Annotated in this window: 24 protein-coding genes; 13 read left to right on the top strand and 11 right to left on the bottom strand. The window is 60.4% G+C overall.

The window, feature by feature from the left end; translation table 11 throughout:
* Nucleotides 1–217 precede the first annotated feature (217 nt).
* From sapC to B2J69_RS08120, 5 genes are all read left to right on the top strand, one after another.
* Nucleotides 218–1,108, top strand: coding sequence for a putrescine export ABC transporter permease SapC (gene sapC, locus B2J69_RS08140; RefSeq protein WP_081138153.1), 891 nt, complete (start codon nucleotides 218–220; stop codon nucleotides 1,106–1,108).
* Nucleotides 1,108–2,103, top strand: a complete 996-nt coding sequence (gene sapD / locus B2J69_RS08135; protein ID WP_081138151.1) for a putrescine export ABC transporter ATP-binding protein SapD — start codon at nucleotides 1,108–1,110, stop codon at nucleotides 2,101–2,103. The genes sapC and sapD overlap by 1 nt, the downstream gene beginning before the upstream one ends.
* Nucleotides 2,103–2,906 carry a putrescine export ABC transporter ATP-binding protein SapF gene (gene sapF, locus B2J69_RS08130; RefSeq protein WP_081138149.1) on the top strand — a complete coding sequence of 268 codons (804 nt, stop codon included), beginning with the start codon at nucleotides 2,103–2,105 and terminating at the stop codon, nucleotides 2,904–2,906. The genes sapD and sapF overlap by 1 nt, the downstream gene beginning before the upstream one ends.
* A gap of 118 nt (nucleotides 2,907–3,024) precedes the next feature.
* Nucleotides 3,025–3,813: an enoyl-ACP reductase FabI gene (gene fabI, locus B2J69_RS08125; RefSeq protein WP_081138147.1), complete on the top strand. Its 789-nt coding sequence runs from the start codon at nucleotides 3,025–3,027 to the stop codon at nucleotides 3,811–3,813.
* Nucleotides 3,814–4,011: 198 nt separating this feature from the next.
* A complete protein-coding gene (locus B2J69_RS08120) occupies nucleotides 4,012–5,139 on the top strand; it encodes a CMD domain-containing protein (protein WP_081138145.1) in 1,128 nt (375 codons plus the stop codon).
* Here B2J69_RS08120 and B2J69_RS08115 read toward each other — a convergent pair.
* The gene (locus tag B2J69_RS08115) at nucleotides 5,115–6,032 is read right to left on the bottom strand and encodes a LysR family transcriptional regulator (protein ID WP_081138143.1); all 918 of its coding nucleotides are present in this window, start codon (nucleotides 6,030–6,032) and stop codon (nucleotides 5,115–5,117) included. The genes B2J69_RS08120 and B2J69_RS08115 overlap by 25 nt on opposite strands.
* Nucleotides 6,033–6,347: 315 nt before the next feature.
* On the opposite strand from B2J69_RS08115, the gene B2J69_RS24175 reads away from it, so the two are divergent.
* On the top strand, nucleotides 6,348–6,518 hold the full coding sequence (locus B2J69_RS24175) for a hypothetical protein (RefSeq protein ID WP_167376561.1): 171 nt from the start codon (nucleotides 6,348–6,350) through the stop codon (nucleotides 6,516–6,518).
* A gap of 100 nt (nucleotides 6,519–6,618) precedes the next feature.
* Here the strand turns inward: B2J69_RS24175 and B2J69_RS08110 are convergent, their stop codons facing one another.
* Both B2J69_RS08110 and B2J69_RS08105 read right to left on the bottom strand, forming a co-directional pair.
* Complete coding sequence (locus B2J69_RS08110; RefSeq protein WP_081138141.1) at nucleotides 6,619–6,828, bottom strand: hypothetical protein; 210 nt, start codon at nucleotides 6,826–6,828, stop codon at nucleotides 6,619–6,621.
* Nucleotides 6,829–6,878: 50 nt separating this feature from the next.
* Nucleotides 6,879–8,465, bottom strand: a complete 1,587-nt coding sequence (locus B2J69_RS08105) for a PTS transporter subunit EIIC (RefSeq protein ID WP_081138139.1) — start codon at nucleotides 8,463–8,465, stop codon at nucleotides 6,879–6,881.
* A gap of 250 nt (nucleotides 8,466–8,715) precedes the next feature.
* Between B2J69_RS08105 and B2J69_RS08100 the strand changes: the two genes are divergently transcribed.
* From B2J69_RS08100 to pdeR, 5 genes are all read left to right on the top strand, one after another.
* A complete protein-coding gene (locus B2J69_RS08100; protein WP_081138137.1) occupies nucleotides 8,716–11,019 on the top strand; it encodes an FdhF/YdeP family oxidoreductase in 2,304 nt (767 codons plus the stop codon).
* 121 nt (nucleotides 11,020–11,140) lie between these two features.
* On the top strand, nucleotides 11,141–13,075 hold the full coding sequence (locus B2J69_RS08095) for an exoribonuclease II (RefSeq protein ID WP_081138135.1): 1,935 nt from the start codon (nucleotides 11,141–11,143) through the stop codon (nucleotides 13,073–13,075).
* A 179-nt stretch (nucleotides 13,076–13,254) separates the two neighbouring features.
* Nucleotides 13,255–15,321 carry a carbon starvation CstA family protein gene (locus tag B2J69_RS08090; protein WP_081138133.1) on the top strand — a complete coding sequence of 689 codons (2,067 nt, stop codon included), beginning with the start codon at nucleotides 13,255–13,257 and terminating at the stop codon, nucleotides 15,319–15,321.
* Nucleotides 15,314–15,598 carry a YbdD/YjiX family protein gene (locus B2J69_RS08085; protein WP_081138131.1) on the top strand — a complete coding sequence of 95 codons (285 nt, stop codon included), beginning with the start codon at nucleotides 15,314–15,316 and terminating at the stop codon, nucleotides 15,596–15,598. Before B2J69_RS08090 ends, B2J69_RS08085 begins: the two co-directional genes overlap by 8 nt.
* Nucleotides 15,599–15,757: 159 nt before the next feature.
* Entirely contained in the window at nucleotides 15,758–17,743 is a 1,986-nt protein-coding gene (gene pdeR / locus B2J69_RS08080; protein WP_081138129.1) for a cyclic di-GMP phosphodiesterase, read from the top strand.
* Between the two features lie 12 nt (nucleotides 17,744–17,755).
* Here the strand turns inward: pdeR and B2J69_RS08075 are convergent, their stop codons facing one another.
* From B2J69_RS08075 to araD, 3 genes are all read right to left on the bottom strand, one after another.
* The gene (locus B2J69_RS08075; RefSeq protein WP_033746837.1) at nucleotides 17,756–18,622 is read right to left on the bottom strand and encodes a crotonase/enoyl-CoA hydratase family protein; all 867 of its coding nucleotides are present in this window, start codon (nucleotides 18,620–18,622) and stop codon (nucleotides 17,756–17,758) included.
* A gap of 141 nt (nucleotides 18,623–18,763) precedes the next feature.
* A complete protein-coding gene (kdgT, locus tag B2J69_RS08070) occupies nucleotides 18,764–19,747 on the bottom strand; it encodes a 2-keto-3-deoxygluconate transporter (protein WP_081138127.1) in 984 nt (327 codons plus the stop codon).
* A gap of 218 nt (nucleotides 19,748–19,965) precedes the next feature.
* The gene (gene araD / locus B2J69_RS08065; protein WP_081138125.1) at nucleotides 19,966–20,667 is read right to left on the bottom strand and encodes an L-ribulose-5-phosphate 4-epimerase; all 702 of its coding nucleotides are present in this window, start codon (nucleotides 20,665–20,667) and stop codon (nucleotides 19,966–19,968) included.
* A 351-nt stretch (nucleotides 20,668–21,018) separates the two neighbouring features.
* On the opposite strand from araD, the gene osmB reads away from it, so the two are divergent.
* Nucleotides 21,019–21,234, top strand: coding sequence for an osmotically-inducible lipoprotein OsmB (gene osmB, locus B2J69_RS08060; protein WP_081138123.1), 216 nt, complete (start codon nucleotides 21,019–21,021; stop codon nucleotides 21,232–21,234).
* An 81-nt stretch (nucleotides 21,235–21,315) separates the two neighbouring features.
* Here osmB and yciH read toward each other — a convergent pair whose 3' ends face one another.
* The 5 genes from yciH to pgpB all read right to left on the bottom strand — a co-directional run bounded on the left by yciH (nucleotide 21,316) and on the right by pgpB (nucleotide 24,930).
* Nucleotides 21,316–21,639, bottom strand: a complete 324-nt coding sequence (yciH, locus tag B2J69_RS08055; protein WP_081138121.1) for a stress response translation initiation inhibitor YciH — start codon at nucleotides 21,637–21,639, stop codon at nucleotides 21,316–21,318.
* Nucleotides 21,636–22,358 (bottom strand): orotidine-5'-phosphate decarboxylase, encoded by a 723-nt coding sequence (gene pyrF, locus B2J69_RS08050; protein ID WP_081138119.1) that lies wholly within the window; start codon nucleotides 22,356–22,358, stop codon nucleotides 21,636–21,638. The genes yciH and pyrF overlap by 4 nt, the downstream gene beginning before the upstream one ends.
* Before the next feature lie 194 nt (nucleotides 22,359–22,552).
* Complete coding sequence (lapB, locus tag B2J69_RS08045) at nucleotides 22,553–23,722, bottom strand: lipopolysaccharide assembly protein LapB (RefSeq protein ID WP_081138117.1); 1,170 nt, start codon at nucleotides 23,720–23,722, stop codon at nucleotides 22,553–22,555.
* A gap of 6 nt (nucleotides 23,723–23,728) precedes the next feature.
* Entirely contained in the window at nucleotides 23,729–24,037 is a 309-nt protein-coding gene (locus B2J69_RS08040) for a LapA family protein (protein WP_081138115.1), read from the bottom strand.
* 128 nt (nucleotides 24,038–24,165) lie between these two features.
* Entirely contained in the window at nucleotides 24,166–24,930 is a 765-nt protein-coding gene (gene pgpB / locus B2J69_RS08035; RefSeq protein ID WP_081138113.1) for a phosphatidylglycerophosphatase B, read from the bottom strand.
* 229 nt (nucleotides 24,931–25,159) lie between these two features.
* Between pgpB and ribA the strand changes: the two genes are divergently transcribed.
* A complete protein-coding gene (gene ribA, locus B2J69_RS08030) occupies nucleotides 25,160–25,756 on the top strand; it encodes a GTP cyclohydrolase II (RefSeq protein ID WP_081138111.1) in 597 nt (198 codons plus the stop codon).
* Nucleotides 25,757–25,759 lie beyond the last annotated feature (3 nt).

Raw genomic sequence — 25,759 nt, 5'->3', positions numbered from 1 at the left:
CTGAGCCACGTCGTACCGCCGTTCTGAACGCGCGGATCCTAACCAACTGTTATCCATCGATGAAATAGCTGCTGCTGTTTCCTTGCCTGTAAGCGGGATATCGACGGATAATCCCCTGTGGCGATCGGGAATGACCTCGACGTTGTCACCGCGCAACCCAAGGCAGTGCATTGTATGTTCTCTTTTTTTAATGAAGCGTTAAACCAGGCGAGTGCCTATGCCCTACGATAACGTCTACGCCGAAAAGCGGCTGCCTGGCGCCTTTCGCCGCAGCTGGCACCATTTTTATCGCAACCCCACCGCGATGATCGGCCTGTACGGCTTCGCCGCCCTGCTGTTTCTCTGTTTGTTTGGCGGGCTGCTGGCGCCCTACGGCATCGATCAGCAGTTTCTCGGCTATCAGCTGCTGCCGCCCTCCTGGTCGCGCTACGGCGACGTCTCTTTCTTCCTCGGCACCGACGATCTCGGCCGGGATGTGTTGAGCCGCCTGTTGAGCGGCGTCGCGCCGACGGTGGGCTCGGCGATTCTGGTGACGCTGTTCGCCACCCTGTGCGGCCTGGTGCTGGGCGTGCTGGCGGGGATCACCCACGGTTTGCGTTCGGCGGTGATGAATCACGTGCTGGATACGCTGCTGTCGATCCCCTCGCTGCTGCTGGCGATTATCGTGGTAGCGTTTCTCGGCCCGCGGCTGGAGCATGCGCTGCTGGCGGTGTGGCTGGCGCTGTTGCCGCGGCTGGTGCGCGACATTTACAGCGCGGTGCATGACGAGCTGGAAAAAGAGTATGTGGTGGCGGCGCGTCTCGACGGCGCCAGCAACCTCGATATTTTACGCCACGCGCTGCTGCCGAACGTGCTGCCGACGCTGATCAGCGAAGTGACGCGCTCGCTGTCGATGGCGATCCTCGATATCGCCGCGCTCGGCTTTCTCGATCTCGGTGCCCAGCTGCCCTCGCCCGAATGGGGCGCGATGCTCGGCGATTCGCTCGAGCTGGTCTATGTGGCGCCCTGGACCGTGATGCTGCCCGGCGTGGCGCTGATGATCAGCGTATTAATCGTTAACCTGCTGGGCGACGGTATCCGCCGCGCTGTAGAAGCGGGAGTGGAATAATGCCGTTACTCGATATCCGTAATCTGACCATTGAATTTATGACCGCAGAGGGTCCGGTGAAAGCGGTGGATCGCATCAATCTGACGCTGACGGAAGGCGAAGTGCGCGGGCTGGTCGGCGAGTCGGGCTCCGGTAAAAGCCTGGTAGCGAAGGCGATTTGCGGCGTCACCAAAGATAACTGGCGCGTCACCGCCGACCGTATGGTGTTTGACGATGTCGACCTGCTGCGCCTGTCGCCGCGCGAGCGGCGCCGTATCGTCGGGCGCAACTTCTCGATGATTTTTCAGGAGCCGCAGTCCTGTCTCGATCCCTCTGAGCGCATTGGCCGTCAGCTAATGCAGGCGATCCCGCGCTGGACCTTTAAAGGGCCCTGGCTGCGCCGCTTCTGGTTCTGGCGCAAAACCCGCGCCATCGAGCTGCTGCACCGCGTCGGCATCAAAGATCACAAAGATATTATGCGCAGCTTTCCCTACGAGCTGACCGAAGGGGAGTGCCAGAAGGTGATGATCGCCATCGCGCTGGCCACCCAGCCGCGTCTGCTGATCGCCGACGAGCCGACCAACGCCATGGAGCCGACGACGCAGGCGCAAATATTCCGCCTGCTGAGCCGCCTTAATCAGAACAACAACACCACCATTCTGCTGATAAGCCACGATCTGCGCACCATGAGCCAGTGGGCGGATCGCATTAACGTCATGTACTGCGGCCAAACCGTGGAGACCGCCGGCAGCAGCGATTTGATGACCACGCCGCACCATCCTTATACCCAGGCGCTGATCCGCGCGATGCCCGATTTTGGCCGCTCGCTGCCGCACAAGAGCCGGCTCAACACGCTCTCCGGCGCCATTCCCTCGCTGGAAAGCCTGCCGATTGGCTGCCGCCTCGGCCCGCGCTGCCCCTATGCGCAGCGCAAATGCGTCGAAACGCCGCGTCTCAGCGGCAGTAAAACGCATCTGTTCGCCTGCCACTTCCCGCTGAATATGGAGGAGCAGTAATGGAGACGCTGCTTGAAGTGCGCAACCTCAGCAAGACCTTTCGCTATCGCACCGGCCTGTTTCGCCGCCAGCACGTCGAGGCGGTAAAATCGGTGAGCTTTACCCTGCGCGAGAAGCAGACGCTGGCGATTATCGGCGAGAACGGCTCTGGCAAGTCGACGCTGGCGAAGATGCTGAGCGGCATGGTGGCCCCGAGCGCGGGCGAGATCCTGATTAACGATCACCCGCTGCAGTTTGGCGACTACGGCTACCGCAGCCAGCGCATCCGCATGATATTTCAGGATCCCTCTACCTCGCTCAATCCGCGCCAGCGCGTCAGCCAGATCCTCGATCTGCCGCTGCGGCTGAACAGCGACCTGGCGCCCGAGGCGCGCGAAAAGCGCATTATCGCTACGCTGCGTCAGGTAGGTCTGCTGCGCGACCACGCTGGCTATTATCCCCATATGCTGGCGCCCGGCCAGAAGCAGCGCCTCGGCCTGGCGCGCGCGCTGATCCTGCAGCCGAAGGTGATTGTCGCCGACGAGGCCCTTGCCTCGCTCGATATGACCATGCGTTCACAGCTGGTCAACCTGATGCTGGAGCTACAGGAGAAACACGGCATCACCTATATTTATGTGACGCAGCATCTCGGCATGATGAAGCACATCAGCGATCAGGTGCTGGTGATGCATCAGGGGGAAGTGGTGGAGCGCGGCGGCACCGCCGACGTGCTGGCTTCTCCACTGCACGATCTGACTAAACGATTGATTTCTAGCCACTTTGGCGAAGCGCTGACGGCGGAAGCCTGGCGCCGGGCGCGCTAATTCAGGTTGGTTTACCCCATTTGCCCGAGACGTGCTAGAATCGCTCGTCGATTAACGTCGGTCGCTTATTTTTTAACCAGTGCGACCGCCAACAACAATGACCATAAGGATTACAGCTATGGGTTTTCTTTCCGGTAAGCGCATTCTGATTACTGGCGTTGCCAGTAAACTCTCTATTGCCTACGGAATTGCGCAGGCGATGCACAAGCAGGGCGCAGAACTGGCTTTCACCTACCAGAACGACAAACTGAAAGGTCGTGTGGAAGAGTTTGCTAAAGATCTGGGTTCAGACATTGTGCTGCCGTGCGATGTGGCCGAAGACGAGAGCATCAAATCGCTGTTTACTGAACTGGCAAAAACCTGGCCGAAATTTGACGGTTTCGTTCACTCCATCGGCTTCGCTCCTGGCGACCAGCTGGATGGCGACTATGTGAACGCCGTTACCCGCGAAGGCTTTAAGATTGCTCACGACATCAGCGCCTACAGCTTCGTTGCGATGGCGAAAGAGTGCCGCGAGATGCTGAACCCGGGCTCTGCCCTGCTGACGCTCTCCTACCTGGGCGCAGAGCGCGCTATCCCGAACTACAACGTAATGGGTCTGGCGAAAGCGTCGCTGGAAGCCAACGTGCGCTATATGGCGAACGCGATGGGTCCGGAAGGCGTGCGCGTTAACGCCGTTTCCGCCGGTCCGATCCGTACCCTGGCGGCGTCAGGCATCAAAGATTTCCGTAAGATGCTGGCGCACTGCGAAGCGGTTACCCCGATTCGCCGCACCGTCACCATCGAAGACGTCGGCAACTCTGCCGCGTTCCTCTGCTCTGACCTGGCTGGCGGCATCACCGGCGAGGTGGTTCACGTTGACGGCGGCTTCAGCATCGCCGCGATGAACGAGCTGGAACTGAAGTAAGTTTTAAGGGCGAGCCTGGCTCGCCCTCTCTTTTTCTGCGCAATTTTCCCGCCTTATAGCATCCCGCTATTAATTATCACCGATCAATCTTTTGCACTTCACACCGCTCAGGCGACGATAAGCCAGCCCCCGGGCGCGCGTCACGGTTTCGGATTCACGCCATGCGCGACGTGCCAGCTATTTGCAAAAGGACTAACCATGGAACTACGCCGCTATCCCGGCCATAACCACTGGTTTTACGAGAGCCAGACCAGCCCGCATGCCGTTCAGGCCGAACCGCTGGTTCCCGAAGCTGCCCTTATTAACGACCGTTTTCTGCTCGGTTTACAGCAGGAGGCGAGCGCACTGCAGCCGCTGCTGCAGGCCAGCCAGCCGATGCTGCTCGCCTCGCGCGATCTCAGCCAGCTGCTGTTTCCCGATCGCGTCACGGCAACGCTTACCCATACGCTGACGCTTTACGACCGTCTCAGCACCGCGCTGACCGTGGCGCAGGTCGCAGGCGTGCAGCGGCTGTGCAATCACTATTCGGCGCGTCTTAATCCGCTGCCGGGACCTGATTCGTCGCGCGAGAGCAATAACCGCCTGACGCAGCTGACCCAGTATGCGCGCCAGCTGGCGATGCAGCCGTCGCTGATCAACGCCGCAGCGCTGAAGGCGCTGGACGCGGTCGGCCTGACCGAGCCGGATATCGTCACCCTGAATCAGATCATCGGTTTCGTCAGCTATCAGGCGCGTATCGTGGCCGGTTTGCAGGCGCTGCTGGCGCTGCCGGTGCGCTGGCTGCCGGGCATTACGCCGCCGCCCGACGCCGCGCGCGACGGGTTTACGCAGCCGCAGAAATGGCAGCCGGGCGTGAAGCCGCTGGAGCTGCGCTATGCCAGCGCCGATCAGCTTGCCGCCGTCACCTTCTGTCAGCCGCACGCCGATCTCGCCGACGCGGTCTGGCTGCTGGCGCACGACGCCGCCGCGCTCTACGGCTGGCAAACCCTGCGCCAGCGAATCGCGCCCGCCGCATTCACCTCGCTGGCGGAGGCGACCTGCGCACGCGCGCTTGGCAGCCGCTGGGCGTTTCAGTTTTTCCCGCAAGAGGTGCGCGACGCGCTGCTGGAATCGGTTGATGACGCCGCCGCTCAGGCGACGACGCAGGGACGTGTGGTGGCACTGGCGGCGCAGCTGACGCGCTCGCCGGAGCGCTTTAGCGCGGCGCATCTGCAGCCGCTGGTCAATGAAGGCTGGCAGCCAGAGGCGCTGTTCGCCCTGATTCAGGCGGTAGCGATCGGCAACTGGAACAGCCGGCTGTTTTACGCCATGGGCGAAGCGGCGTAGCCCTCAAGGTGGCTGCGCGCCTCGTCGAAGAAGTGTTGCGACAGCGGCGAGGCGCGACCCGGTTCGGCGATCACCAGCGCCGCCTGACGCGCCATATGCGTAATGGCAATCGGCCGCTGCGCCATGCCGCTCAGCATAGAGGGCAGCAGATGGCCGACCGGCGACACCAGCACCCCCAGCCCGACCTGCGCGCTTTGCACCAGTTCGAGGATCGACGCGCTCTCCACCATCACCTGCGGCGTTAAGCCCGACTCGCGAAAAGCCATATCCAGATAGCGGCGAAAATAGCGCGTCGGCTCTGAGAGACAGAGCGGCAGCGCGGCGAGCTGCGTGAGCGCCAGCGGTTCGCTGCCCACCAGCGCGGGAAAAGCGGCGGGATCGAATATCGCCTCGACGCCGCGCTCCGGCAGAAACGCCGTCTGAAAATGCAGCTCGCGCAGCGTCGCCAGCTCAAAAAAGCCGATGCCGACGTCGACCGTATGGCTGTTAAGCGCCTCCAGCAGCTGATCGGCGCTGAGCGCGGCGATGCGGTAGTTAAGCTGCGGATAGCGCCCCTGCACTCTTTTCAGTAGCTCTGGCAGCGCCACGCTGCACTGCGGCATGACGCCAATGCGCAGCGTGCCGTTGACGCCGTGCTTGAGCGATTCCACTTCCAGCTTCAGCCCCTGATAGACCGACACGATTTCGCGCGCCCACGCCAGCACGCGATCCCCTTCCGGCGTGAAACCGACAAAGTTATTGCTGCGGTTGATCAGTGACAGGCCGAGTTCGCGCTCGAGGTTTTTCAGGCGCATCGAGAGCGTCGGCTGGCTGACGAAGCTGGCTTCCGCCGCCCGGCCGAAATGGCGCTCGCGTTCGAGGTTACAGAGGTAGATGAGTTGTTTGATGTCGATTTTAATAGCCCGCCACTATTTGCTGGAAATTTCAAACCCGACCGGCAACAGGTTGTTTGCGCCGGTGCGATCGCTTTCCAGTAACGGCGAAAACCGTTATCCGTTGGCAATGTCTGAATGTTCATTTAGCGTCATGAGATTGTCAATTTTTACCCATCTTCGCTGGCACTAAAAGTGCGCCGTTTTGCTTACCACATGGCTGCTTGTTGATTGAAAGCGCTGGAAATTAATCGCGTTGTTTTTTGACAGTCATCACACCCTGGCTAAGCTTGATCGGCAACACACGACAAAACTTTAAACCTCACAGGGACATTTATGAAAAGCTTATTCGGTGGAATGTTAATTATCGCCAGCCTGGTTGCGCTTTCAGGCTGTCAGCATGACAGCAGTGCGGTGGGCAGCGATGGTCGTCCGCACGCGCCAAGCGGCCAGTCCGTTCCTGGCGGCCCGCTGGGTTCCGGTCCGGTTGGTCAGCCGCAATCCTGACAGTGACGCGCTGGCTAACCGCCAGCTAGCGCAAATATCCAAAAAGGCCGCAGCGACAACGCTGCGGCCTTTCTTGTAACGGGGCGATAGCGGAAAGCCGCTATTTTTTGTCGCGATCCTCATAAGGATCCTTTTTATCATCCTCGTGATCGTCGCGGGTGCGCGGGATTTCGCCGTGCTGATTAGGCGCATCAGTCGCCGGATGATCGTCCTCTTCATAGGCATTGTGGACGTGGGGCGTACTCTCGGGAGCGCTCTTGCTGACGTCCCCTTCCTGCTTGCGTTCTTCATTGGTCTTATGCTTAAACATTTCCGTCTCCTTGTCTGCTTCCAGTCTGTTAAGTGTAGACCTAAATCGCCTTACGCCACGCCGAGCGCGCTTTTCACCTCGTTGGCGATCTTCTCTACCTGCGGGCCGTAGATCACCTGAATATCATGCTCGCTGACGCGGTTGACCCCGTTGGCGCCCGTTGTCAGCAGCGTCTGATCCACCACCTCTTTCATATCCTTCACCCGCACGCGCAGACGGGTAAAGCAGCAGTCGACATCCTCAATATTCCCCTGCCCGCCCAGCCCGCTGATGATCACCTGGGTGCGCTGATCCGCCGCCACCAGCTGCGGTTTTTCCTCTTCCGATTCCCGTCCCGGCGTCTCTACGTTCATGCGCGTAATCACAAAGCGGAACGCGTAGTAGTAGAGCGGCGCGTAGATGGCGCCCAGCGCCAGCGTCCACCACCAGTGGGTTTTGCTGCCGCCGAGGATGCCGAAAACCACCAGATCGATGACGCCGCCCTGCACGTTGCCGATCATCAGGTGCAGCATCGACATCAGCATAAATGAGAGGCCGGTCAGCACCGCATGCAGCAAATAGAGCACCGGCGAGACAAAGATAAAGCAGAACTCCAGCGGCTCGGTAATGCCGGTGGTAAAAGAGGTGAGCGCGCCCGCCATCATTAGTGCCTTCACCCGCTGTTTATGCTCCGGTCGCGCGGTGTGGTAGATCGCCAGCGCGGCGGCCGGCAGGCCGAACATCATCACCGGGATTTTGCCCTGCGCCAGAAAGCGGGTGGCGCTGCGCAGCGTCTCATCCGGCACCGAACCTGGATGGGTCAGCGAGGCGTTGAAGATATTGAGCGCGCCCACCAGCGTCTGTCCGTCTACCGTGGCGATGCCGCCAATCGGGGTGAAACGCACCGTTTCATTGAGAATATGGTGCAGCCCGGTGGGGATCAGAATGCGCTCCGCGGTGCCGAGCAGAAAAGCGCCGTACTGCCCGCTCTGGCCGATCAGCTGGCCAACCCAGGCGATGCCTGCGCCGAGGGTCGGCCAGATCAGCGCCAGCAGCACGCCCACCAGCGGCAAAAACACCACGGTGACAATCGGCACAAAGCGACGGCCGCCAAAAAAGCTGATGGCGGTCGGCAACTGCTGGGTATAGAAGCGGTTATGCAGCAGCACCGTCAGCAGCCCGGCGATGACGCCACCCAGCACGCTCATGTTGTAGGTGAAGATGCCCAGCATCTGGATATATTCCGCCGAGGTCATCATCGCCGCGGTCTGATCCATGCCCGCCCGCTGCAGCGCGTCCGGCGTGGTGGTCGCCGCCGTCAGCCCTTTCGCCGCCAGCGTGGCGTTGATGCCGACGTTCATGACGATGTAGCCGATCACCGCGGCGAACGCCGCCGTCGGCTTTTCCGCTTTCGCCAGGCCGATGGCGCTGGCCACGGCGAAAAACAGCGGCAGGTTGGCGAACAGCGCGCCCGCCACTTTGCGGATAAACCCGATAATCAGCTGCGGCACCTGCATCTGGGCAAAGGCGTCGCCGGTGATCGCCGGGTTCTGCATCGCGGCCGCCAGGCCGAGAAAGATCCCCGCCGCCGCAATTACCGATATCGGCATCATTAGCGCCTTGCCAAAGGCATGGATCTGACTGCTGAGCTGTTTCATAAGGTGCGCCCTTTCCGAGGAAGATGAGCAAGTATTGACCCGATGCGCCGGTAACTCCCGTTATGAGCAGGTTAACAGCGGGTAAACTTTGAACAGCATCACATTTCCATTACCCACGCGATAAACGCGGGCTATCGCACCATTAAGTCAATCAATTAGACAACTTATGATTGCAGTCGCACACTTCCCTCACCGTCAGGATATATCCTGATAACAAACTTCCTACAAAAAACATAAGCCTGCACTCACCATGAAATTCAAACGTAAAATTAAGCCTTACCGCGCCGCCGCGGGCGGTTGGGGTTCACTGGAAGCGACCACCCGTTTCGTTCTTGACAGCAAAGCCGCACTGAAAAATATGCGCAACCTGATGCGCATGAACAAAGCGCGCGGCTTCGACTGCCCGGGCTGCGCCTGGGGCGACGACAATAAAAGCACCTTTAGCTTCTGCGAAAACGGCGCCAAAGCGGTGACCTGGGAAGCGACGCGTCGCGTGGTCGATACCGACTTTTTCGCCCAGCACAGCGTCACCAAACTCTACGCGCAGAGCGACTACTTTCTTGAGTACCAGGGTCGTCTGACCCATCCGCTGCGCTACAACGCTGAAACCGACCACTATGAGCCGATCGGCTGGGACGACGCCTTTGCGCTGATCGCGCAGCATATTAAGGCGATGGACAATCCGGATCAGATGGAGCTTTACACCTCCGGCCGCGCCAGCAACGAAGCCTCCTGGCTTTACCAGCTGTTTGGCCGCCTGGTGGGCACCAACAACTTCCCGGACTGCTCCAATATGTGTCACGAAGCGAGCGGTGCCGGCCTGAAGCGTAGCATCGGCGTCGGCAAAGGCACCATTCGCCTCGACGACTTCGACCATGCCGACGCGATTTTCGTCTTTGGTCAGAACCCAGGCACCAACCATCCGCGCATGCTGCACAGCCTGCGCCACGCCGCCGATCACGGCGCGAAGATCGTCACCTTTAACACCCTGCGCGAGCGCGGCCTCGAGCGTTTCGCCGATCCGCAGAAACCGCTGGAAGTGGTCACCTCTATGGCGGGCACCATCAGCTCTACCTATTACCAGCCGAACCTCGGCGGCGATATGGCGGCGGTGCGCGGCATGGTGAAAGCGCTGCTGGAAACCCATCGCGCGCGTCTGGCGGCGGGCGAAAAAGGCCTGTTCGACGAAGCCTTTATTAACGCCACCACCCACGGAATCGAGGCTTACTTCGACGCGGTGGACAATACCGACTGGATGCAGATCGTGCAGCAGTCCGGCCTGAGCGAAGCGCAGATCCGCGAAGCGGCGGCGATCTACCAGAGCGCCGATCGCGTCATTATTACCTGGGCGATGGGCATCACCCAGCACAAGCACTCGGTCGACACGGTGCGCGAGATCGTTAACCTGCAGCTGCTTTTCGGCCAGCTCGGCAAGAAAGGCGCCGGCCTCTGCCCGGTGCGCGGCCACAGCAACGTGCAGGGCAACCGCACCATGGGCATCGACGAGAAGCCGAGCAAGGCGTTCCTCGACGCGCTGGGCAGCCACTTCGGCTTCGAGCCGCCGCGCGAGCACGGCCACAACACCGTTGAAGCGCTGAACGCCATGCTGCGCGACGAGATCAAAGTGCTGATCGCGCTGGGCGGCAACCTGGCGGCGGCAGCGCCTGACTCGCCGCGCACCGAAGAGGCGCTGCAGCGCTGCGGCCTGACGGTGCACATCAGCACCAAGCTCAACCGCAGCCATCTGGTGCCGGGCGCGGAAAGCCTGATCCTGCCGACCCTGGGCCGCACCGAGCGCGACATCCAGGCCGGCGGCAACCAGTTCATCACGGTAGAAGACTCCTTCAGCATGGTGCACGCCTCCGAGGGCATCGGCATTCCGCTGGCAGAGACGCAGCGCTCTGAGACCGCTATCGTGGCGGGCATCGCGCATGCGGTGCTGGGCGACGAGAAGGTGCAGTGGCTGGATCTGGCCGCCGATTACAACCTGATCCGCAACCATATCGCCGCGACTATCCCGGGCTTCGCCGACTTCAACCTGAAGTGCGATCAGCCGGGCGGCTTCTATCTGGGCAACGCCGCGGCAGAGCTGCGTTTCAACACCCCGACGCAGAAGGCGGAGTTCAGCAGCGCGGCGCTGCCGGCGTCGCTCTTCCCGCAGGATATCGCCGAGGTGCCGTTTACGCTGCAGACCCTGCGCTCCCATGACCAGTACAACACCACGATTTACGGCCTTGATGACCGTTATCGCGGCGTCTATGGCCAGCGCGAAGTGGTGTTTATTAACCCGGAAGATATGCAGGCGCAGGGCTTTAGCGAAGGTCAGCTGGTGGATATCGAAACCCTGTGGAACGACGGCATTACGCGTCGCGTCACCGGGTTCAAACTGGTGCCCTATAATATTCCGCGCGGCAACCTCGCGGCCTATTATCCGGAAACCAACCCGCTGGTGCCGCTCAACAGCTTCGGCGACGGCAGCGGCACGCCAACCTCGAAATCGGTTCCGGTGAAGCTGGAACTGGCGGTTTCCGCCCCGACGCAACGTATTGCCTGACGCCTCGCGTTACGCCTCTAAAAGCCGGTTAATCCGGCTTTTTTCCCCCTTTTTGCCTTGCCGCGCGCCCCTGATTCGCGTAAAACTAGCAGCCGCTCTTAGGCCACGAAACTAAACTACTATGTTCCAGGATAATCCGCTGCTCGCGCAGCTTAAAGAGAAGCTCCACGCGCAGACGCCTCGCGCAGAAGGTGTTGTTAAAGGCACCGAAAAAGGTTTCGGCTTTCTTGAAGTCGACGCGCAGAAAAGCTATTTCATCCCGCCGCCGCAGATGAAGAAGGTGATGCACGGCGACCGCGTCTCCGCCATCATCCACAGCGATAAAGATCGCGAAAGCGCCGAGCCGGAAACGCTGATCGAGCCTTTCCTCAGCCGCTTTGTCGGCCGCGTTCAGAAGAAAGACGATCGTCTCTCTATCGTGCCGGATCATCCGCTGCTGAAAGACGCGATTCCCTGCCGTCCGGTGCGCGGCCTGAGCCATGATTTTCAGGCGGGCGACTGGGCCGTGGCCGAGATGCGCCGCCATCCGCTGAAAGGCGATCGCGGCTTCTACGCCGAACTGACCGAATTTATCGTCAAAGCCGACGACCACCTGGCGCCGTGGTGGGTCACGCTGTCGCGCCATAACCTGGAGCGCGAAGCGCCGCAGGTCGGCTTTGGCGAAATGCAGGACGAACAGCTGACGCGCGAGGATCTCACCGCGCTCGAGTTCGTCACCATCGACAGCGCCAGCACCGAAGATATGGATGACGCGCTCTACGTCGAAGAGAACGCCGACGGCACGCTGCGCCTGACCATCGCCATCGCCGATCCTACCGCTTACGTGCCGGAAGGCAGCGAGCTGGACAAGCTGGCGGCGCAGCGCGCCTTCACCAACTACCTGCCGGGCTTTAATATCCCGATGCTGCCGCGCGAACTCTCCGACGACGTCTGCTCGCTGCGTCCCAACGTGCGCCGCCCGGCGCTGGCCTGCCGCGTCACCGTTGCGCAGGACGGCACGCTGGGCGACGACGTGCATTTCTTCGCCGCCTGGATCGAGTCAAAAGCCAAACTGGTTTACGACGAGGTGTCTGACTGGCTGGAAAACAAGGGCGAGTGGCAGCCGCAGAGCGAGGCGATTGCCCAGCAGATCCGTCTGCTGCACCGCATCTGCCTGGCGCGCAGCGAATGGCGCCACAACCACGCGCTGGTGTTTAAAGATCGTCCCGACTACCGCTTTGTGCTGGGCGAGAAAGGCGAAGTGCTGGATATCGTCGCCGAGCCGCGCCGCATCGCCAATCGCATGGTTGAAGAAGCGATGATCCTCGCTAACGTCTGCGCCGGTAAGGTGCTGCGCGAGAAGCTGGGCTTCGGCGTTTACAACGTGCACACCGGCTTCGACGCCACTAACGCCGAGCAGGCCGCCGCCGTACTGGCAAGCCACGGCGTGACGGTGGACGCCGCCGCTATCACTACGCTGGAAGGCTTCCGCCAGCTGCGTCGTGAACTGGACGCGCAGCCGACCCAGTACCTCGACAGCCGCATCCGCCGCTTCCAGTCTTTTGCCGAGATCAGCACCGAGCCAGGCCCGCATTTCGGTCTGGGTCTGGAGGCGTACGCCACCTGGACCTCGCCGATCCGTAAATCGGGCGACATGATCAACCATCGCCTGCTGAAAGCGATTATCCGCGGCGAGCAAGGCGCCCGTCCGGACGACGCGCTGACGACCACCATGAGCGAGCGTCGCCGCCTTAACCGTATGGCGGAGCGCGACGTCGGCGACTGGCTCTATGCGCGCTGGCTGACGCCGCACGCCGGCACCGACCGCAAGTTCAGCGCGGAGATCATCGACGTGTCGCGCGGCGGCATGCGCGTGCGCCTGCTGGAGAACGGCGCGGTCGCCTTTATTCCGGCGCCCTTTATCCATGCGGTGCGCGACGAACTGGTGTGCAGCCAGGAGAGCGGCACGGTGCAGATCAAAGGCGAAGTGGTCTACCGCGTGACCGACGTGATTGACGTAACCATCGCCGAAGTGCGCATGGAAACGCGCAGCGTGGTGGCGCGCCCGGCCGTCTGAGCCTGAACAAGGCGGGATAATCGCTGTTATCCCGCCTCCCTCTCCCTGTTTTGCACAAATGTTAAATTTGTTCCCCGCTTCACACTTCTCGACACATTAACTTTCACTTACATTCCATTACATTACCTTTGACTCGTTGTCATTGAACGTCCCTTTCGGTTCATACAAGGAGTGAGGTCATGAAGAACGTCAAAACCAGCGCTATCTGGTTAGCAGTGGCGTTAGTCGGCGCGGGCGCTTTCGCCATGCTGGCGTTAAACCGCGGCGAGCACGTTAACGCGGTCTGGCTGGTGGTGGCCGCCGTCGCCTGCTACAGCATCGCCTATCGCTTTTACAGCCTGTTTATCGCGCGCAATATCTTTGAGCTGGACGACCGACGCCGTACACCGGCCGAGCGTTTGAACGATGGCCTCGACTATGTGCCGACCAATAAATGGGTGCTGTTCGGTCACCATTTTGCCGCTATCGCGGGCGCGGGCCCGCTGGTCGGCCCGATCCTCGCGGCGCAGATGGGCTTTCTGCCCGGCACCCTCTGGATCCTCATTGGCGTGATGCTGGCGGGCGCGGTGCAGGATTTCCTCGTGCTGTTTATCTCGACTCGCCGCGACGGCCGCTCGCTGGGCGAGATGGCGCGTCAGGAGCTGGGCGCGTTCGCCGGCGTCATCACCATGCTCGGCGCGCTCGGGGTGATGATTATTATCCTCTCCGCGCTGGCGCTGGTGGTGGTCAAGGCGCTGGCCAACTCGCCGTGGGGACTCTTTACCATCGCCGCGACCATTCCCATCGCGCTGCTGATGGGCGTCTATATGCGCTTTATCCGACCGGGTAAAATCGCGGAGGTGTCGCTGATCGGCTTTGTGCTGATGATGGCGGCAATTATCTATGGCGGCAACGTGGCGCAGGATCCCTACTGGGGCCCCTTCTTTACCCTGAAAGGCACCTCGCTCACCTGGGTGCTGGTGATCTACGGCTTCGTCGCCTCGGTGCTGCCGGTCTGGCTGCTGCTGGCGCCACGCGACTACCTTTCGACCTTCCTGAAAATCGGCGTGATCGTCGGGCTGGCGATCGGCATCGTCTTTGCCATGCCGGAAATGAAAATGCCGGCCGTGACGCGCTTTATCGACGGCAGCGGCCCGGTCTTCTCCGGCGAGCTGTTCCCGTTCCTGTTTATCACCATCGCCTGCGGCGCGATTTCTGGCTTCCATGCGCTGGTCTCCAGCGGCACCACGCCGAAGCTGGTTGAGCGCGAGAGCCATATCCGCTTTATCGGCTATGGCGCGATGCTGATGGAGTCTTTCGTCGCCATTATGGCGCTGATCTGCGCCTCGGTGATCGACCCTGGCGTCTACTTCGCCATGAACTCGCCCGCCGCGCTGATCGGCACCACGGTAGAGAACGCCTCGCAGGTGATCAACGGCTGGGGCTTTGTGGTGACGCCGGAGATGCTGAGCGGCATCGCGCGCGACGTGGGTGAAGCCTCGGTGCTGTCGCGCGCGGGCGGCGCGCCGACCTTTGCGGTAGGCATGGCGCATATCATCACCGACGTCTTCAACAGCCGGGCGATGATGGCCTTCTGGTATCACTTCGCCATCCTGTTCGAAGCGCTGTTTATTCTGACCGCCGTGGACGCCGGCACGCGCGCCTGTCGCTTTATGGTGCAGGATCTGGTCGGCACCGTGGTGCCGTCGCTGGCGAACAACCGCTCCTGGGTGGGCAATATGGCGGGCACGGCAGTGGCCGTGGCCGGCTGGGGCTTCTTTGTCTATCAGGGCGTGGTCGATCCGCTGGGCGGCATCAATACCCTGTGGCCGCTGTTCGGCATCGGCAACCAGATGCTCGCCTCGATGGCGCTGATCCTCGGCACCGTGGTGCTGTTTAAGATGAAAAAGCAGCGCTACGCCTGGGTCACCCTTCTGCCGACCGCCTGGCTGTTTGTCACCTCGATGACGGCGGGCTGGCAGAAGATTTTTCATCAGAAGCCTTCTATCGGCTTTCTGGCGCAGGCGAATAAATTCCGCAAAGGGATCGACGAAGGGGTGATTATCGCCCCGGCGAAGAGCGTGGCGGATATGCAGACCATCGTCTTCAGCAACCAGATCAACGCCGTGCTGTGCGGCTTCTTTATGCTGGTGGCGGTAACCATGCTGATCGCCGCCTTCTTCGTGATCCGCCGCGCGCTGCAGAGCAGCGTGCCGACCACGCACGAAGCCGAGCCGTCGCTGCGCAAGGAGGTACGCCATGTCTGACGCTATCCGCCGCGTCGCGCGCCCGGCGCGTCTCAACAACATTACCCGCTGCCAGCCGCTCGTGGCCCCGGCGCGGTTCAGCTGGCGACGGCTGTGGCGTGGGCTACAGCAGAGCTTTCGCCTGATGGTCGGGGTACATGATTATCAAAATTATCTTCAGCATATGCAGCATCATCACCCGGATCTGACGCCAATGAGCGAGCGAGAATTCCACCGATACTGTCTTGATGCCCGGTTCCCCAGTCAGGCCGGTAAGCTGGGAAAATGTCCTTGTTAAGCAGTGAAGTCGGCCCCGCGACCCGGGGCCTTTTTGTGCCATTCTTTATCAGACTGGAAAATATATTTGGCTGGCATCTTGTGCTGAAGCGGGATGCCGAATACTGTTGATAAAATAATGAGATAACGCCTGCAGAGCACTCCCCCGGAGGACCTTTCCATGACCGATGAACAAGGGCAAACGTTGCTGTATACCTTGTTTGGTACAACCAGCCCTCATTGGCGCCTGACCACCGACAGCGATGCTTTGCATTTTGCAGAAGATGAAAATGCGCATACCAATATCGCCGTGGCGCTCACGCCCGCGCAGGCCAGCCTGCTGCGCGCCATGCCGGTGATCACCTCCAGCGTCAATCTGACGCTGCCGCTGCACGGCACACCGGTGCCGATGCACTTTGTCGGCCGCAAGGTGAACCAGTCCAGCTGGGCCGGCACCGCTTCTGCCTGGGGCGACACCTCCGCGGTCGCGCGCGACCTGACGCTCGGACTGTCGTTTGCCGAGCAGGTGGTTTCTGAAGCGAACTCGGTGATCGTCATCGTCGATCAGCGCGGCAATATTCAGCGCTTTAACCGACTGAGCGAAGAGTACACCGGGCTGCAGGAGCACGAGGTGATCGGCCGCAACGTGTTTCAGCTGTTTATGACCAAACAGGAGGCCGCCGCGTCGCGGCGCAACATCGCCGGCTTCTTCCGCGACGGCAACTCCTACGAGGTAGAACGCTGGGTGAAAACCCGTAAGGGCCAGCGACTCTTTCTGTTTCGTAATAAGTTCGTGCACAGCGGTAGCGGGAAAAATGAAATTTTCCTCATCTGTTCAGGAACGGACATAACTGAGGAGCGACGGGCGCAGGAGCGCCTGCGGGTGATGGCGAACACCGATACGGTGACCGGATTGCCCAATCGCAACGCGATCCACCAGCAAATTAGCCTGGCGCTGGAGCTGGCGAAAGAGGATGAGACCGGCGTGGTCTACCTCGATCTCGATAATTTCAAGAAGGTCAACGACGCCTACGGCCATATGTTCGGCGATCAGCTGCTGCAGGCGGTGTCGCTGGCGATCCTCAGCTGCCTGGGCAAAGACCAGACGCTGGCGCGCCTCGGCGGCGACGAGTTCGTGGTGCTGGCGGAGCACACCAGCCAGGCGGCGCTGGAGGCGATGGCGTCACGCATTCTGGAACGCCTGCGTCAGCCGTTCCGCATCGGCCTGATCGAAGTTTACAGCGGCTGCTCTATCGGCATCGCGCTGGCGCCGCTGCACGGCGAAGATCGCGAGAGCCTGATCCGCAACGCCGATACCGCGATGTACCACGCCAAAGAGAACGGGCGCGGCAAGTTCTGCGTGTTCGCCGCTGAAATGAACCAGCGCGTATTTGAATATCTCTGGCTCGACACCAACCTGCGCAAGGCGCTCGAGCAGGATCATCTGACGGTGTTCTATCAGCCGAAGCTCGACAGCGACGGCGTGGTGCGCAGCGCGGAAGCGCTGGTGCGCTGGAACTCCCCGGAGCGCGGCATGGTGTCACCCGCCGATTTTATCCCCTATGCCGAAGAGTCGGGCCTGATTGTGCCGCTCGGCCGCTGGGTCATGCTGACGGTGCTGCGTCAGATTCTGGCGTGGCGCGAACAGGGCATCAATCTGCGCGTGGCGGTCAACGTCTCGGCGCGGCAGCTTATCGACCAGAGCATCTACAGCGATCTCAAACTGGCGCTGATGGACAGCGGGCTGGCCGAATGCCCTATCGATATCGAGCTGACGGAGAGCTGCCTGATAGAAAACGAAGCGCAGGCGCTGACCCTGATGAAGCAGTTTCAGGAGCTGGGCGCGCAGGTGCATCTCGACGATTTCGGCACGGGCTACTCTTCGCTGTCGCAGCTGGCGCGCGTGCCGATCAACGCTATCAAGCTCGATCAAAGTTTTATCCGCAATATTAACGAGCAGCCGGTCTCTCAGTCGCTGGTGCGCGCTATCGTCGCCGTGGCCAAGGCGCTGACGCTGCAGGTGATCGCCGAAGGCATCGAGACCAAAGCGGAAGAAGAATTCGTTCTCCTTAACGGTGTGGATGGGCGTCAGGGCTATTTTTACGCAAAACCAATGCCCGCAGAGCAGCTCGGGCATTGGCTGGCTAAGCATCCTGCCCGCGTTTAAAACTCGTTGTTATTAGCCCGCTTTACGCAGGGACGCGCTGTGGCGGTTCTGTAACTGCACCAGACGTTCCATATAGGCGATGTCTTTCGGTTCCAGCGTAAAGGCATAGTCGACCCAGTCCTCGGTGATATCCATCAACTCGGCACGCGACAGCTGCAGCACGCGCTGGCGCGCCTTCAGCATGGCGCGCACGCCGTTGAGCTTCGGCCGCAGCGTATCAATAAAGGTGCGCGTGCAGCGATAGCTCTCTCCCGGCTGGAACACTTTGTCCACCAGACCGCGCGTCTCATACCACTCTGCGCTGTGCGACTCCCCTTCACAGATCAGCTCTTCCGCCAGCTTCATTCCGGCGCGGCGCGCCACTAAAGAGTAGCCGCCCATGCCGGGGAACAGGTTAAAGGCGATTTCCGGGAAGCCAAGCCGCGCGTTGTTTTGCGCCAGAATAAAGTGGTGCGCCAGCGCCGCCTCAAAGCCGCCGCCCAGCGCGCTGCCCTCAATCATCGCAATGGTCACCGCGCCGGTGTCGAAGCCGCGCGCCGCTGAATGAATGCAGTCGACGCAGGCCCGCGCATAGGCGCGCAGCGCCTCGCGGCGGTTGTTGCGAATGCACTCCACGAAGAAGCGCAGGTCGCCTCCGGCGTTGAACATCTGCGGCACCAGCGAGCCGGTGACCCAGAAATCGATCGGCAGCCCGGAACGCTGCGCCGCATAGCTCAGGTTCATGATCTCCTCAATTAATTCATGGTTGAAGCTGGGGCGCGGCTGCGCGCGCAGCATCATCCACATGGTGCGGCGACCCTCTTCGTAGTACGCGGCGAGCTGGGTGGTCTGTCCCACTTCGGTGAACAGTCGGCAAGTTGGTTGGTTAATTACTGTCATTGTCTCATCCTCTGTTTATTTTGATGCGTTAAACGCCACATCAGCGTAATGCAGAGAGAGGCCAGACCAAATGAGAGATTGATTTATAAAGTAAAATCCAGAGATATCCCCGACTTAGAGGTCGGGGATGCTTAAGCGGGGTTACTTGATCGCCGCGTGCTGGGCTGACGCAACGCGAGAACGCTTAACGCGTTTTGAATAGATCGCAGTAATAACTGGCACCAGAACCGAAGTAACGATAACCGAGGTTGCCACCAGCGCCGTGGCGGCTGGCGCGACCGGCTTAAACTGCGGCAGCATTTCGGCGATCAGCACCGGCGTCGCCACCGCCGCGCCCGCGGTGCTGGAGGCGGCGATGCCGGCGGTGCCGTCGCCGCCGCCAATCAGCCTGTCGGCGATAATCAGCGGAATGCCGGTGATAACGATCACCGCGACGCCCAGCAGCACGCCCAGCATCCCGGTCTGAGCGATGACCGTCAGGTCGATGGTGTTGCCCAGCGCGAAGGCGAAGAACGGGATCAGGGTATGCACCGCTTTGCCGAAGAATTCGCGCAGCTCTGGATCCAGATTGCCCAGCGCAAACCCGACCACGAACGGCAGCACCGCGCCGACAAAGACGTGGGGTTCAAAAGAGGCGATACCGGCGGTGCCGAGGATCACCATGGTCATCAGCGGACCCGACTCCAGTGACATCAGCACAAAGGCGCCCGCCTCTTCTTTGCTGCCGTACTGCTGCATGATCGAGGCGTAGAGGCCGCCGTTGGTCATATCCATCGCCGCCACCAGCGCCAGCGTCGAAAGCCCGGCGAACATCCCCACCTCGACGCCATTTTCCGGCATCACGCGGGAGGCGATAGCCGCCACGATCCAGGCGACCGCAATTTTGGTAATGACCAGCGTGCCCGATTTACGCAGCACGGCGCCGGTGGCGCTGAGCTTGATCGAGGCGCCCATGCAGAAGAACCAGACCGCGAGGATCGGCACCGTGCCGGTCATCAGGCCGTTGGAGAAGGAACCGAGGTATTTACCGGCGCCGGGCGTCAGGGTATGACAAAGCGCGCCGAGAAAGAGCGGAATAAGCATCATGCCGCCGGGAATTTTATCGATAGCACGTTTGATATGCATCAGAGATCACCTTTGCTGTCCAGAGGGAGGTGCGTTGTTGTATGCCCGAAGGCGTGACAGCAAAGTACGGGTGACGGAGAGTGAAAACAGTGATCGCGCCGTAAAATTGAAACGCTGTTTTATTTTTTGTGAGCGTTATGTTTCGTTATTTTGAGCGGCGTCGCCATACCAGCCGCATGGCAGCGGAAATGCGCACCTCATCCATGAGGTGCAATAAATCAGGCTTTCTGACCGTACCAGGCGTTTTTGCCGTGCTTGCGCAGGTAGTGCAGGTCGAGCAGCGTCTGATTGATGGGCGGCAGATCGGCGCGCAGCTGCTGGCTGAACAGCCCCATATAGGCCACCTCTTCCAGCACCACCGCGCTGTGCACCGCCGCCTGGGCGTCACGTCCCCAGGCAAAAGGCCCGTGCGAGTTCACCAGCACTGCCGGAATGGCGCTGGGCGACAGATCGCGCTGGGCGAAGGTTTCAATAATGACGCCGCCGGTATTCCACTCGTAGTCGCGCTGGATTTCATCGTCATGCATAGCGCGGGTGCAGGGAATTTCACCGTAGAAGTCGTCAGCGTGGGTGGTGCCCCACGCGGGAATGGCGCGGCCGGCCTGCGCCCAGATGGTGGCGTGGCGCGAATGGGTATGGACGATACCGCCGATCTCCGGCCACGCCAGATAGAGCGCGCGGTGGGTGGCGGTATCGGATGAAGGCCGTTTGTCGCCCTCGACGATTTCGCCGCTGGCGAGATCCACCACCACCATGTCGTCGCGCTTCATGCTGGCGTAGCTGACGCCGGAAGGTTTGATCACCAGCACGCCACGCTCGCGATCGATGGCGCTGACGTTGCCCCAGGTGAAGGTCACAAGGTTATAGCGCGGCAAGTCCAGATTCGCTTCCAGGACCTGTTGTTTGAGTTGTTCCAGCATTGCATTCTCCTGCTCAGATTTATCCCTGAATTGTGCAGGCGCTGGCTAAAAAGGTTATGGAGAGACTGGCTGTAAAAGAGGCGGAAAACGGCTGTTAAATGAAAAATGCGGCGCGAATTAGGAATCTTCCATCTTCGGAAAATCTGCATAAGGCTTAGAATTCACTCGTGCAATGGGCGGATCTGTTTGCCAGTTGCATTTATCTTCCCGAGACAACATTGTCCATAGTGAAAGGCAGATCGGCATCTTCATGGAAGAAGCGATGGCGTAACACGGGTAGATAACAGAGCAGAGGAAAAAACCACCTATACTTAGTGTGTTGCCTCTGTGAGCACAACCAAGGAGAAGTTTATGACAACAACCATGAAACGTATTACCGCAGCTGTTCTGGCCACCACTCTTGTCGTCGCGCTGAGCGGCTGTTCGAACTGGTCAAAACGCGATCGTAACACCGCTATCGGCGCCGGAGCGGGCGCAATTGGTGGTTCAGTGTTAACGCACGGCAGCGCGCTGGGAACCCTCGGCGGCGCGGCAGTGGGCGGTGTCATCGGTCATCAGGTAAATTAACGACCGACAAGCATATTTAAAATAAAGGCTACGCAGCGCATCTACACCCTCATCGGGCTACTTTCGTAGCCCGATTTTTCGTTAACCACCCGCCAGTTTTACCTTCAGCCCTTTCGCCTCCAGCAGCTGCTTCAGCAGATCGCGCTTATCGCCCTGAATCTCGATGACGCCCTCTTTCACCGAGCCGCCACAGCCGCACTTCTTTTTCAGCTCTGCGCCCAGCTTGTTCAGCGCCTCGTCGTCGAGATCGAGTCCGGTAATCAGGCACACACCTTTACCCTTACGGCCGCTGGTCTGGCGCTGGATGCGCACGATGCCGTCGCCTTTTGGACGGACGACCTTCTCTTGCGGCTGCTCGATGCGGCCCGCGTCGGTAGAGTAAACCAGAGGATTGTCGCGGCTCATGACGGCTCCTTCAGGCTGTTCAAAATGGCCGACAGCGTGGCGGCAGGATCGCTGGATTGCGTAATGGGGCGTCCGATCACCATATAGTCGACGCCCGCCTGCTGCGCCTGCTGCGGTGTCATAATACGACGCTGATCGCCAGCGTCGCTGCCGGCCGGACGGATGCCCGGCGTCACCAGCGCGAAATCGGCGCCAAATGCGCTTTTAAAGCGCGCGGCTTCATGGGCGGAACAGACGACGCCGTCCAGACCGCAGTCGCGGGTCAGCTTCGCCAGCCGCTCCGCCTGCTCGGCGGGCGACAGGGTAATACCGAGGCCGAGAAGATCCTCTGCGTCCATGCTGGTCAACACCGTAACGGCGATCAACAGCGGCGCCTCGTTGCCGAACGGCAGCAGCGCTTCGCGCGCGGCGTTCATCATGCGCGCCCCGCCGCTGGCGTGCACGTTGACCATCCAGACACCCAGGTCGGCCGCCGCCGCAACGGCGTGCGCGGCGGTGTTGGGAATGTCGTGGAATTTAAGGTCGAGAAACACTTCGAAGCCGCGCTGCTGCAGATCTTTCACCAGCGAGGGACCAAACAGAGTAAACATCTCTTTGCCGACTTTCAGGCGGCAGCTCTGCGGATCAATCTGGTCGACAAAACGCAATGCGCTATTGAGATCGTGATAATCGAGCGCCACAAGAATGGGCGAAGCGGTCACGGTTGGCGATAAGGGCATGGCATTTCCTCGTAGTTGACGGCGCGTGGCAGAGAAGACAAACGGCATGCATTCTACCCGCGCGTTATGCCAGGGACAACGTTTGCGGCGCGCCGATTGCCTGCCAGGCGATAAGTTGCACGTCGCTAAGCGAGTTGAGGAATAAATATTTTAGTATGTTGTAACTAAGAAAGCGTGCGTAGCGCAACGGCCAATTACTGGCCGTCGAGCCCGCGGATCGGTTTCACCGAGGACCAGGTGCGGCACGATGGACAGTGCCAGTAGAGCGCATGGGCGGTAAAGCCGCACTTCTGGCAGCGATAGCGCGGCTTGGTGCGGATCTGCTCGCCGACCATGTCGCGCAGCACCATCAGGCTCTCTTTGGCGCGCCCGTCTTCCGCTTCGTGCAGGTGGAAATCCATCAGGCGATGGAAAACGCGCATAGTGGGATGACGCTGTAGCTGACGGTTGATATAGAGCTGCGCCGCTTCCGGCCCCTCCTGACGTTCGAGGATATCGGACATGTAGAGCTCCGCCGACGCGCCGGTATTCTCCTCCACGCAGCGCTGAAGAAACGCCGCCCAGTCGTCGGGCTGGTTCAGGCGCTGGTAGCAGGTCTCCAGCATCGGCAGCGTTTCGCTCACCAGCTCTTTATCCTGATCCAGCACGCGCTGCAGACGATCGATCGCTTTGCTGTAGTCGCCCTTCTCAATCAGGATGCGTCCCATCATGATCGAGACGCGCGCGCTCTGACGATCGGCGGCTTCGCCTTTTTTCAGCAGGCTCATGGCGCGATCGAGATCGTCGCTGCTCATCGCCTGAAGCGCCAGCTCACAGTAAAAATGCGCGATTTCACCCTTCTGCTTATCTTTGCCCAGCTTCACCAGTCGTTCGGCCACGTCAATCGCCTGCTGCCAGTCGCTGGTCGCCTGATGGATCAGCAGCAGCTGCTGCAGCGCGCTGATGCGAAAATCGGTTTCATCCGTCAGCTGCTTGAACATATCTTCGGCGCGATCGTAAAAGCCCGCCGCCATATAGTCGCGGCCCAGCTGCTGGATCGCCAGCAGACGCTGATCGTAGTTTAGCGAGGCGCTCTCCATCAGCGACTGGTGGATGCGGATGGCGCGGTCGACTTCGCCGCGCGAGCGGAACAGGTTGCCCAGCGTCAGGTGCGCCTCGACCGCGCCGCTGTCCTCTTTCAGCATATCGAGAAAGAGGTCGACCGCTTTGTCCTGCTGATTGGAGAGCAGAAAGTTAACGCCGGCAACGTAATCCCGCGACAGGCGACTCGCTTCCTGTTGCTTGTCCTGTTGCGCGCTGCGTCGCCCCATATACCAGCCGTAAGCCGCAGCGACGGGCAATAACAGAAACAGCAATTCGAGCATGGAGTATTATTCCCGACCCGCGACGGTCGTCGAGGTGGTCACTGGCGGATTGCTTTTGTCCAGCTGGCTCTGCATACGTTTGATCTTGCGCTGCGCATGGCCCAGCGAGACGCGGACGCGCAGCCAGAAGAGGCCGCAGATGGCCCAGCCCAGCACAAAGCCTGCGCCGAACAGCGCGCCCAGCAGCGTAGAGATACGGAATTCGCCCTGCGCCAGCAGATAGTTGAAGGTGATGACCTGGTCGTTATGCGCGCCTAAGGTGACGGAAATAATAAAAATGACCAATACCACTAAAAAAATCAGCAAATATTTCACAGTGCATCCTGTTGTGAGGTTATCCGGTAGAAGTATGCCAAAAAAGCGGCAACAATGCTGCTCCCTGCAGCGCCAGGCGAATGGCTTTTACGCAAGCGCAATCAATAATATGGGGATAAAGCACGGAATTACAATCCGCTTTCCCTCTGCGCCACTTCCTTTCGCTCTTCCGGCGGCAGGGTCAACGGGCCGCAAAAACGCTGCGCCAGCCACGTCGCCAGCGAGACCAGCAGCCAGGAGAGCGCCACCGCCACCGCCAGATCGCCCGGCCAGTGCATGCCCAGCAGCAGTCGGCTGGCCATCACCGCGCCCGCCCACGCGCCCACCAGCGCAATAGTGACATAGCGGCGACGCGGCCAGAGCAGGCTCAGCGCCAGCAGCGCCCAGCTGGCGGCAAACAGCGTATGGCCGGAGGGAAAAGCGAAGCCGGTTTCGAACGCCCAGTGTTGCTTCAGCCAGCCCGGCAGCTGCTGGTCGCTGGCGAGCAGCTGGTCGACGCGCTCGCCGCGCGCTTTGCGCGTCATGCTATAAAATTCGCGGTCGTCGAGTCCGTGGCTGTGCTCCAGCCAGACCACATAGGGGCGCGGCTCCTGCACCTGATCTTTAATGTAAGACTTGGTGTACTGCCCGGTCAGAATGGTGGCGTTCATGATCAGCAGCAGCAGCAGCGCGGGCCGCAGGCGAAAGCGCAGGCACCATAGCACCCACAGGCTGAGCAGCAGGCTGGTCAGGGTGCCCCACGGCCGCGTCACGGTTTCCGTCATCCAGAACAGAACGCGCAGCAGCGCATTGCTCTCCCCCGGCTGCCAGTGCCAGCCGGTCAACCAGACCGCGACCGGAATGATCATCAGCAGCAGCATGCCTGCCGTGGTGCGACGCAGAATATCCAGCATCCTTTCTTCCTCTTTCCGGCGTCTTTTCGCCGCTGGCTGAAAACTTTAGCTTAAAAAATAATAACATAACCTGTTGCGCATTGGATAATTGTGCTTTATCACTACAATCGCTCTGACAAATTACCAGCCCAACTTCACGTTGTGGCACAATATTGTCAATTTTTTCAGGCCATACTGGCCTGTGCGCTATTTTAGAATAGCGCATCCTCTGAAGGTTCTGGAGAGTCACATGCAGCTTAAACGGGTGGCAGAAGCCAAACTGCCCACGCCCTGGGGCGATTTCCTCATGGTCGGTTTTGAAGAACTGGCAACCGGACACGATCACGTCGCGCTGGTTTATGGCGACATCAGCGATAACACGCCCGTGCTGGCGCGCGTTCATTCGGAATGTTTAACCGGTGACGCGCTGTTCAGTTTACGCTGCGATTGTGGGTTTCAACTGGAAGCGGCGCTCAACGCCATTGCCGAAGAGGGTCGCGGCGCGCTGCTTTACCATCGTCAGGAAGGCCGCAATATTGGCCTGCTGAACAAGATCCGCGCCTATGCGCTGCAGGATAAAGGCTATGACACGGTGGAAGCCAACCATCAGCTCGGCTTTGCGGCGGACGAGCGCGACTTCACGCTGTGCGCCGATATGTTCAAGCTGCTGGGAGTAAACGAGGTGCGTTTGCTGACCAATAATCCGCGTAAGGTGGAGATCCTCAGCGAAGCGGGGATCAATATCGTCGAGCGCGTGCCGCTGATCGTCGGGCGCAACCCGAAGAACGCGCACTATCTGGATACTAAAGCGGAAAAGATGGGGCATCTGCTGCCGAAACCGGAATAACCG

It is taken from the genome of Pantoea latae (assembly GCF_002077695.1).
Lineage (GTDB): Bacteria > Pseudomonadota > Gammaproteobacteria > Enterobacterales > Enterobacteriaceae > Pantoea > Pantoea latae.
The sequence above is the reverse complement of the archived record's forward strand: the minus strand, read 5'-3'. Positions and strand labels throughout refer to the sequence as shown.

What these genes read in the sequence shown, in the direction of transcription:
- sapC (WP_081138153.1), top strand. Translation starts at nt 218, where the DNA reads ATGCCCTACGATAACGTCTACGCCGAAAAGCGGCTGCCTGGCGCCTTT.
- sapD (WP_081138151.1), top strand. Translation starts at nt 1,108, where the DNA reads ATGCCGTTACTCGATATCCGTAATCTGACCATTGAATTTATGACCGCA.
- sapF (WP_081138149.1), top strand. Translation starts at nt 2,103, where the DNA reads ATGGAGACGCTGCTTGAAGTGCGCAACCTCAGCAAGACCTTTCGCTAT.
- fabI (WP_081138147.1), top strand. Translation starts at nt 3,025, where the DNA reads ATGGGTTTTCTTTCCGGTAAGCGCATTCTGATTACTGGCGTTGCCAGT.
- B2J69_RS08120 (WP_081138145.1), top strand. Translation starts at nt 4,012, where the DNA reads ATGGAACTACGCCGCTATCCCGGCCATAACCACTGGTTTTACGAGAGC.
- B2J69_RS24175 (WP_167376561.1), top strand. Translation starts at nt 6,348, where the DNA reads ATGAAAAGCTTATTCGGTGGAATGTTAATTATCGCCAGCCTGGTTGCG.
- B2J69_RS08110 (WP_081138141.1), bottom strand. Translation starts at nt 6,828, where the DNA reads ATGTTTAAGCATAAGACCAATGAAGAACGCAAGCAGGAAGGGGACGTC.
- B2J69_RS08105 (WP_081138139.1), bottom strand. Translation starts at nt 8,465, where the DNA reads ATGAAACAGCTCAGCAGTCAGATCCATGCCTTTGGCAAGGCGCTAATG.
- B2J69_RS08100 (WP_081138137.1), top strand. Translation starts at nt 8,716, where the DNA reads ATGAAATTCAAACGTAAAATTAAGCCTTACCGCGCCGCCGCGGGCGGT.
- B2J69_RS08095 (WP_081138135.1), top strand. Translation starts at nt 11,141, where the DNA reads ATGTTCCAGGATAATCCGCTGCTCGCGCAGCTTAAAGAGAAGCTCCAC.
- B2J69_RS08090 (WP_081138133.1), top strand. Translation starts at nt 13,255, where the DNA reads ATGAAGAACGTCAAAACCAGCGCTATCTGGTTAGCAGTGGCGTTAGTC.
- B2J69_RS08085 (WP_081138131.1), top strand. Translation starts at nt 15,314, where the DNA reads ATGTCTGACGCTATCCGCCGCGTCGCGCGCCCGGCGCGTCTCAACAAC.
- pdeR (WP_081138129.1), top strand. Translation starts at nt 15,758, where the DNA reads ATGACCGATGAACAAGGGCAAACGTTGCTGTATACCTTGTTTGGTACA.
- B2J69_RS08075 (WP_033746837.1), bottom strand. Translation starts at nt 18,622, where the DNA reads ATGACAGTAATTAACCAACCAACTTGCCGACTGTTCACCGAAGTGGGA.
- kdgT (WP_081138127.1), bottom strand. Translation starts at nt 19,747, where the DNA reads ATGCATATCAAACGTGCTATCGATAAAATTCCCGGCGGCATGATGCTT.
- araD (WP_081138125.1), bottom strand. Translation starts at nt 20,667, where the DNA reads ATGCTGGAACAACTCAAACAACAGGTCCTGGAAGCGAATCTGGACTTG.
- osmB (WP_081138123.1), top strand. Translation starts at nt 21,019, where the DNA reads ATGACAACAACCATGAAACGTATTACCGCAGCTGTTCTGGCCACCACT.
- yciH (WP_081138121.1), bottom strand. Translation starts at nt 21,639, where the DNA reads ATGAGCCGCGACAATCCTCTGGTTTACTCTACCGACGCGGGCCGCATC.
- pyrF (WP_081138119.1), bottom strand. Translation starts at nt 22,358, where the DNA reads ATGCCCTTATCGCCAACCGTGACCGCTTCGCCCATTCTTGTGGCGCTC.
- lapB (WP_081138117.1), bottom strand. Translation starts at nt 23,722, where the DNA reads ATGCTCGAATTGCTGTTTCTGTTATTGCCCGTCGCTGCGGCTTACGGC.
- pgpB (WP_081138113.1), bottom strand. Translation starts at nt 24,930, where the DNA reads ATGCTGGATATTCTGCGTCGCACCACGGCAGGCATGCTGCTGCTGATG.
- ribA (WP_081138111.1), top strand. Translation starts at nt 25,160, where the DNA reads ATGCAGCTTAAACGGGTGGCAGAAGCCAAACTGCCCACGCCCTGGGGC.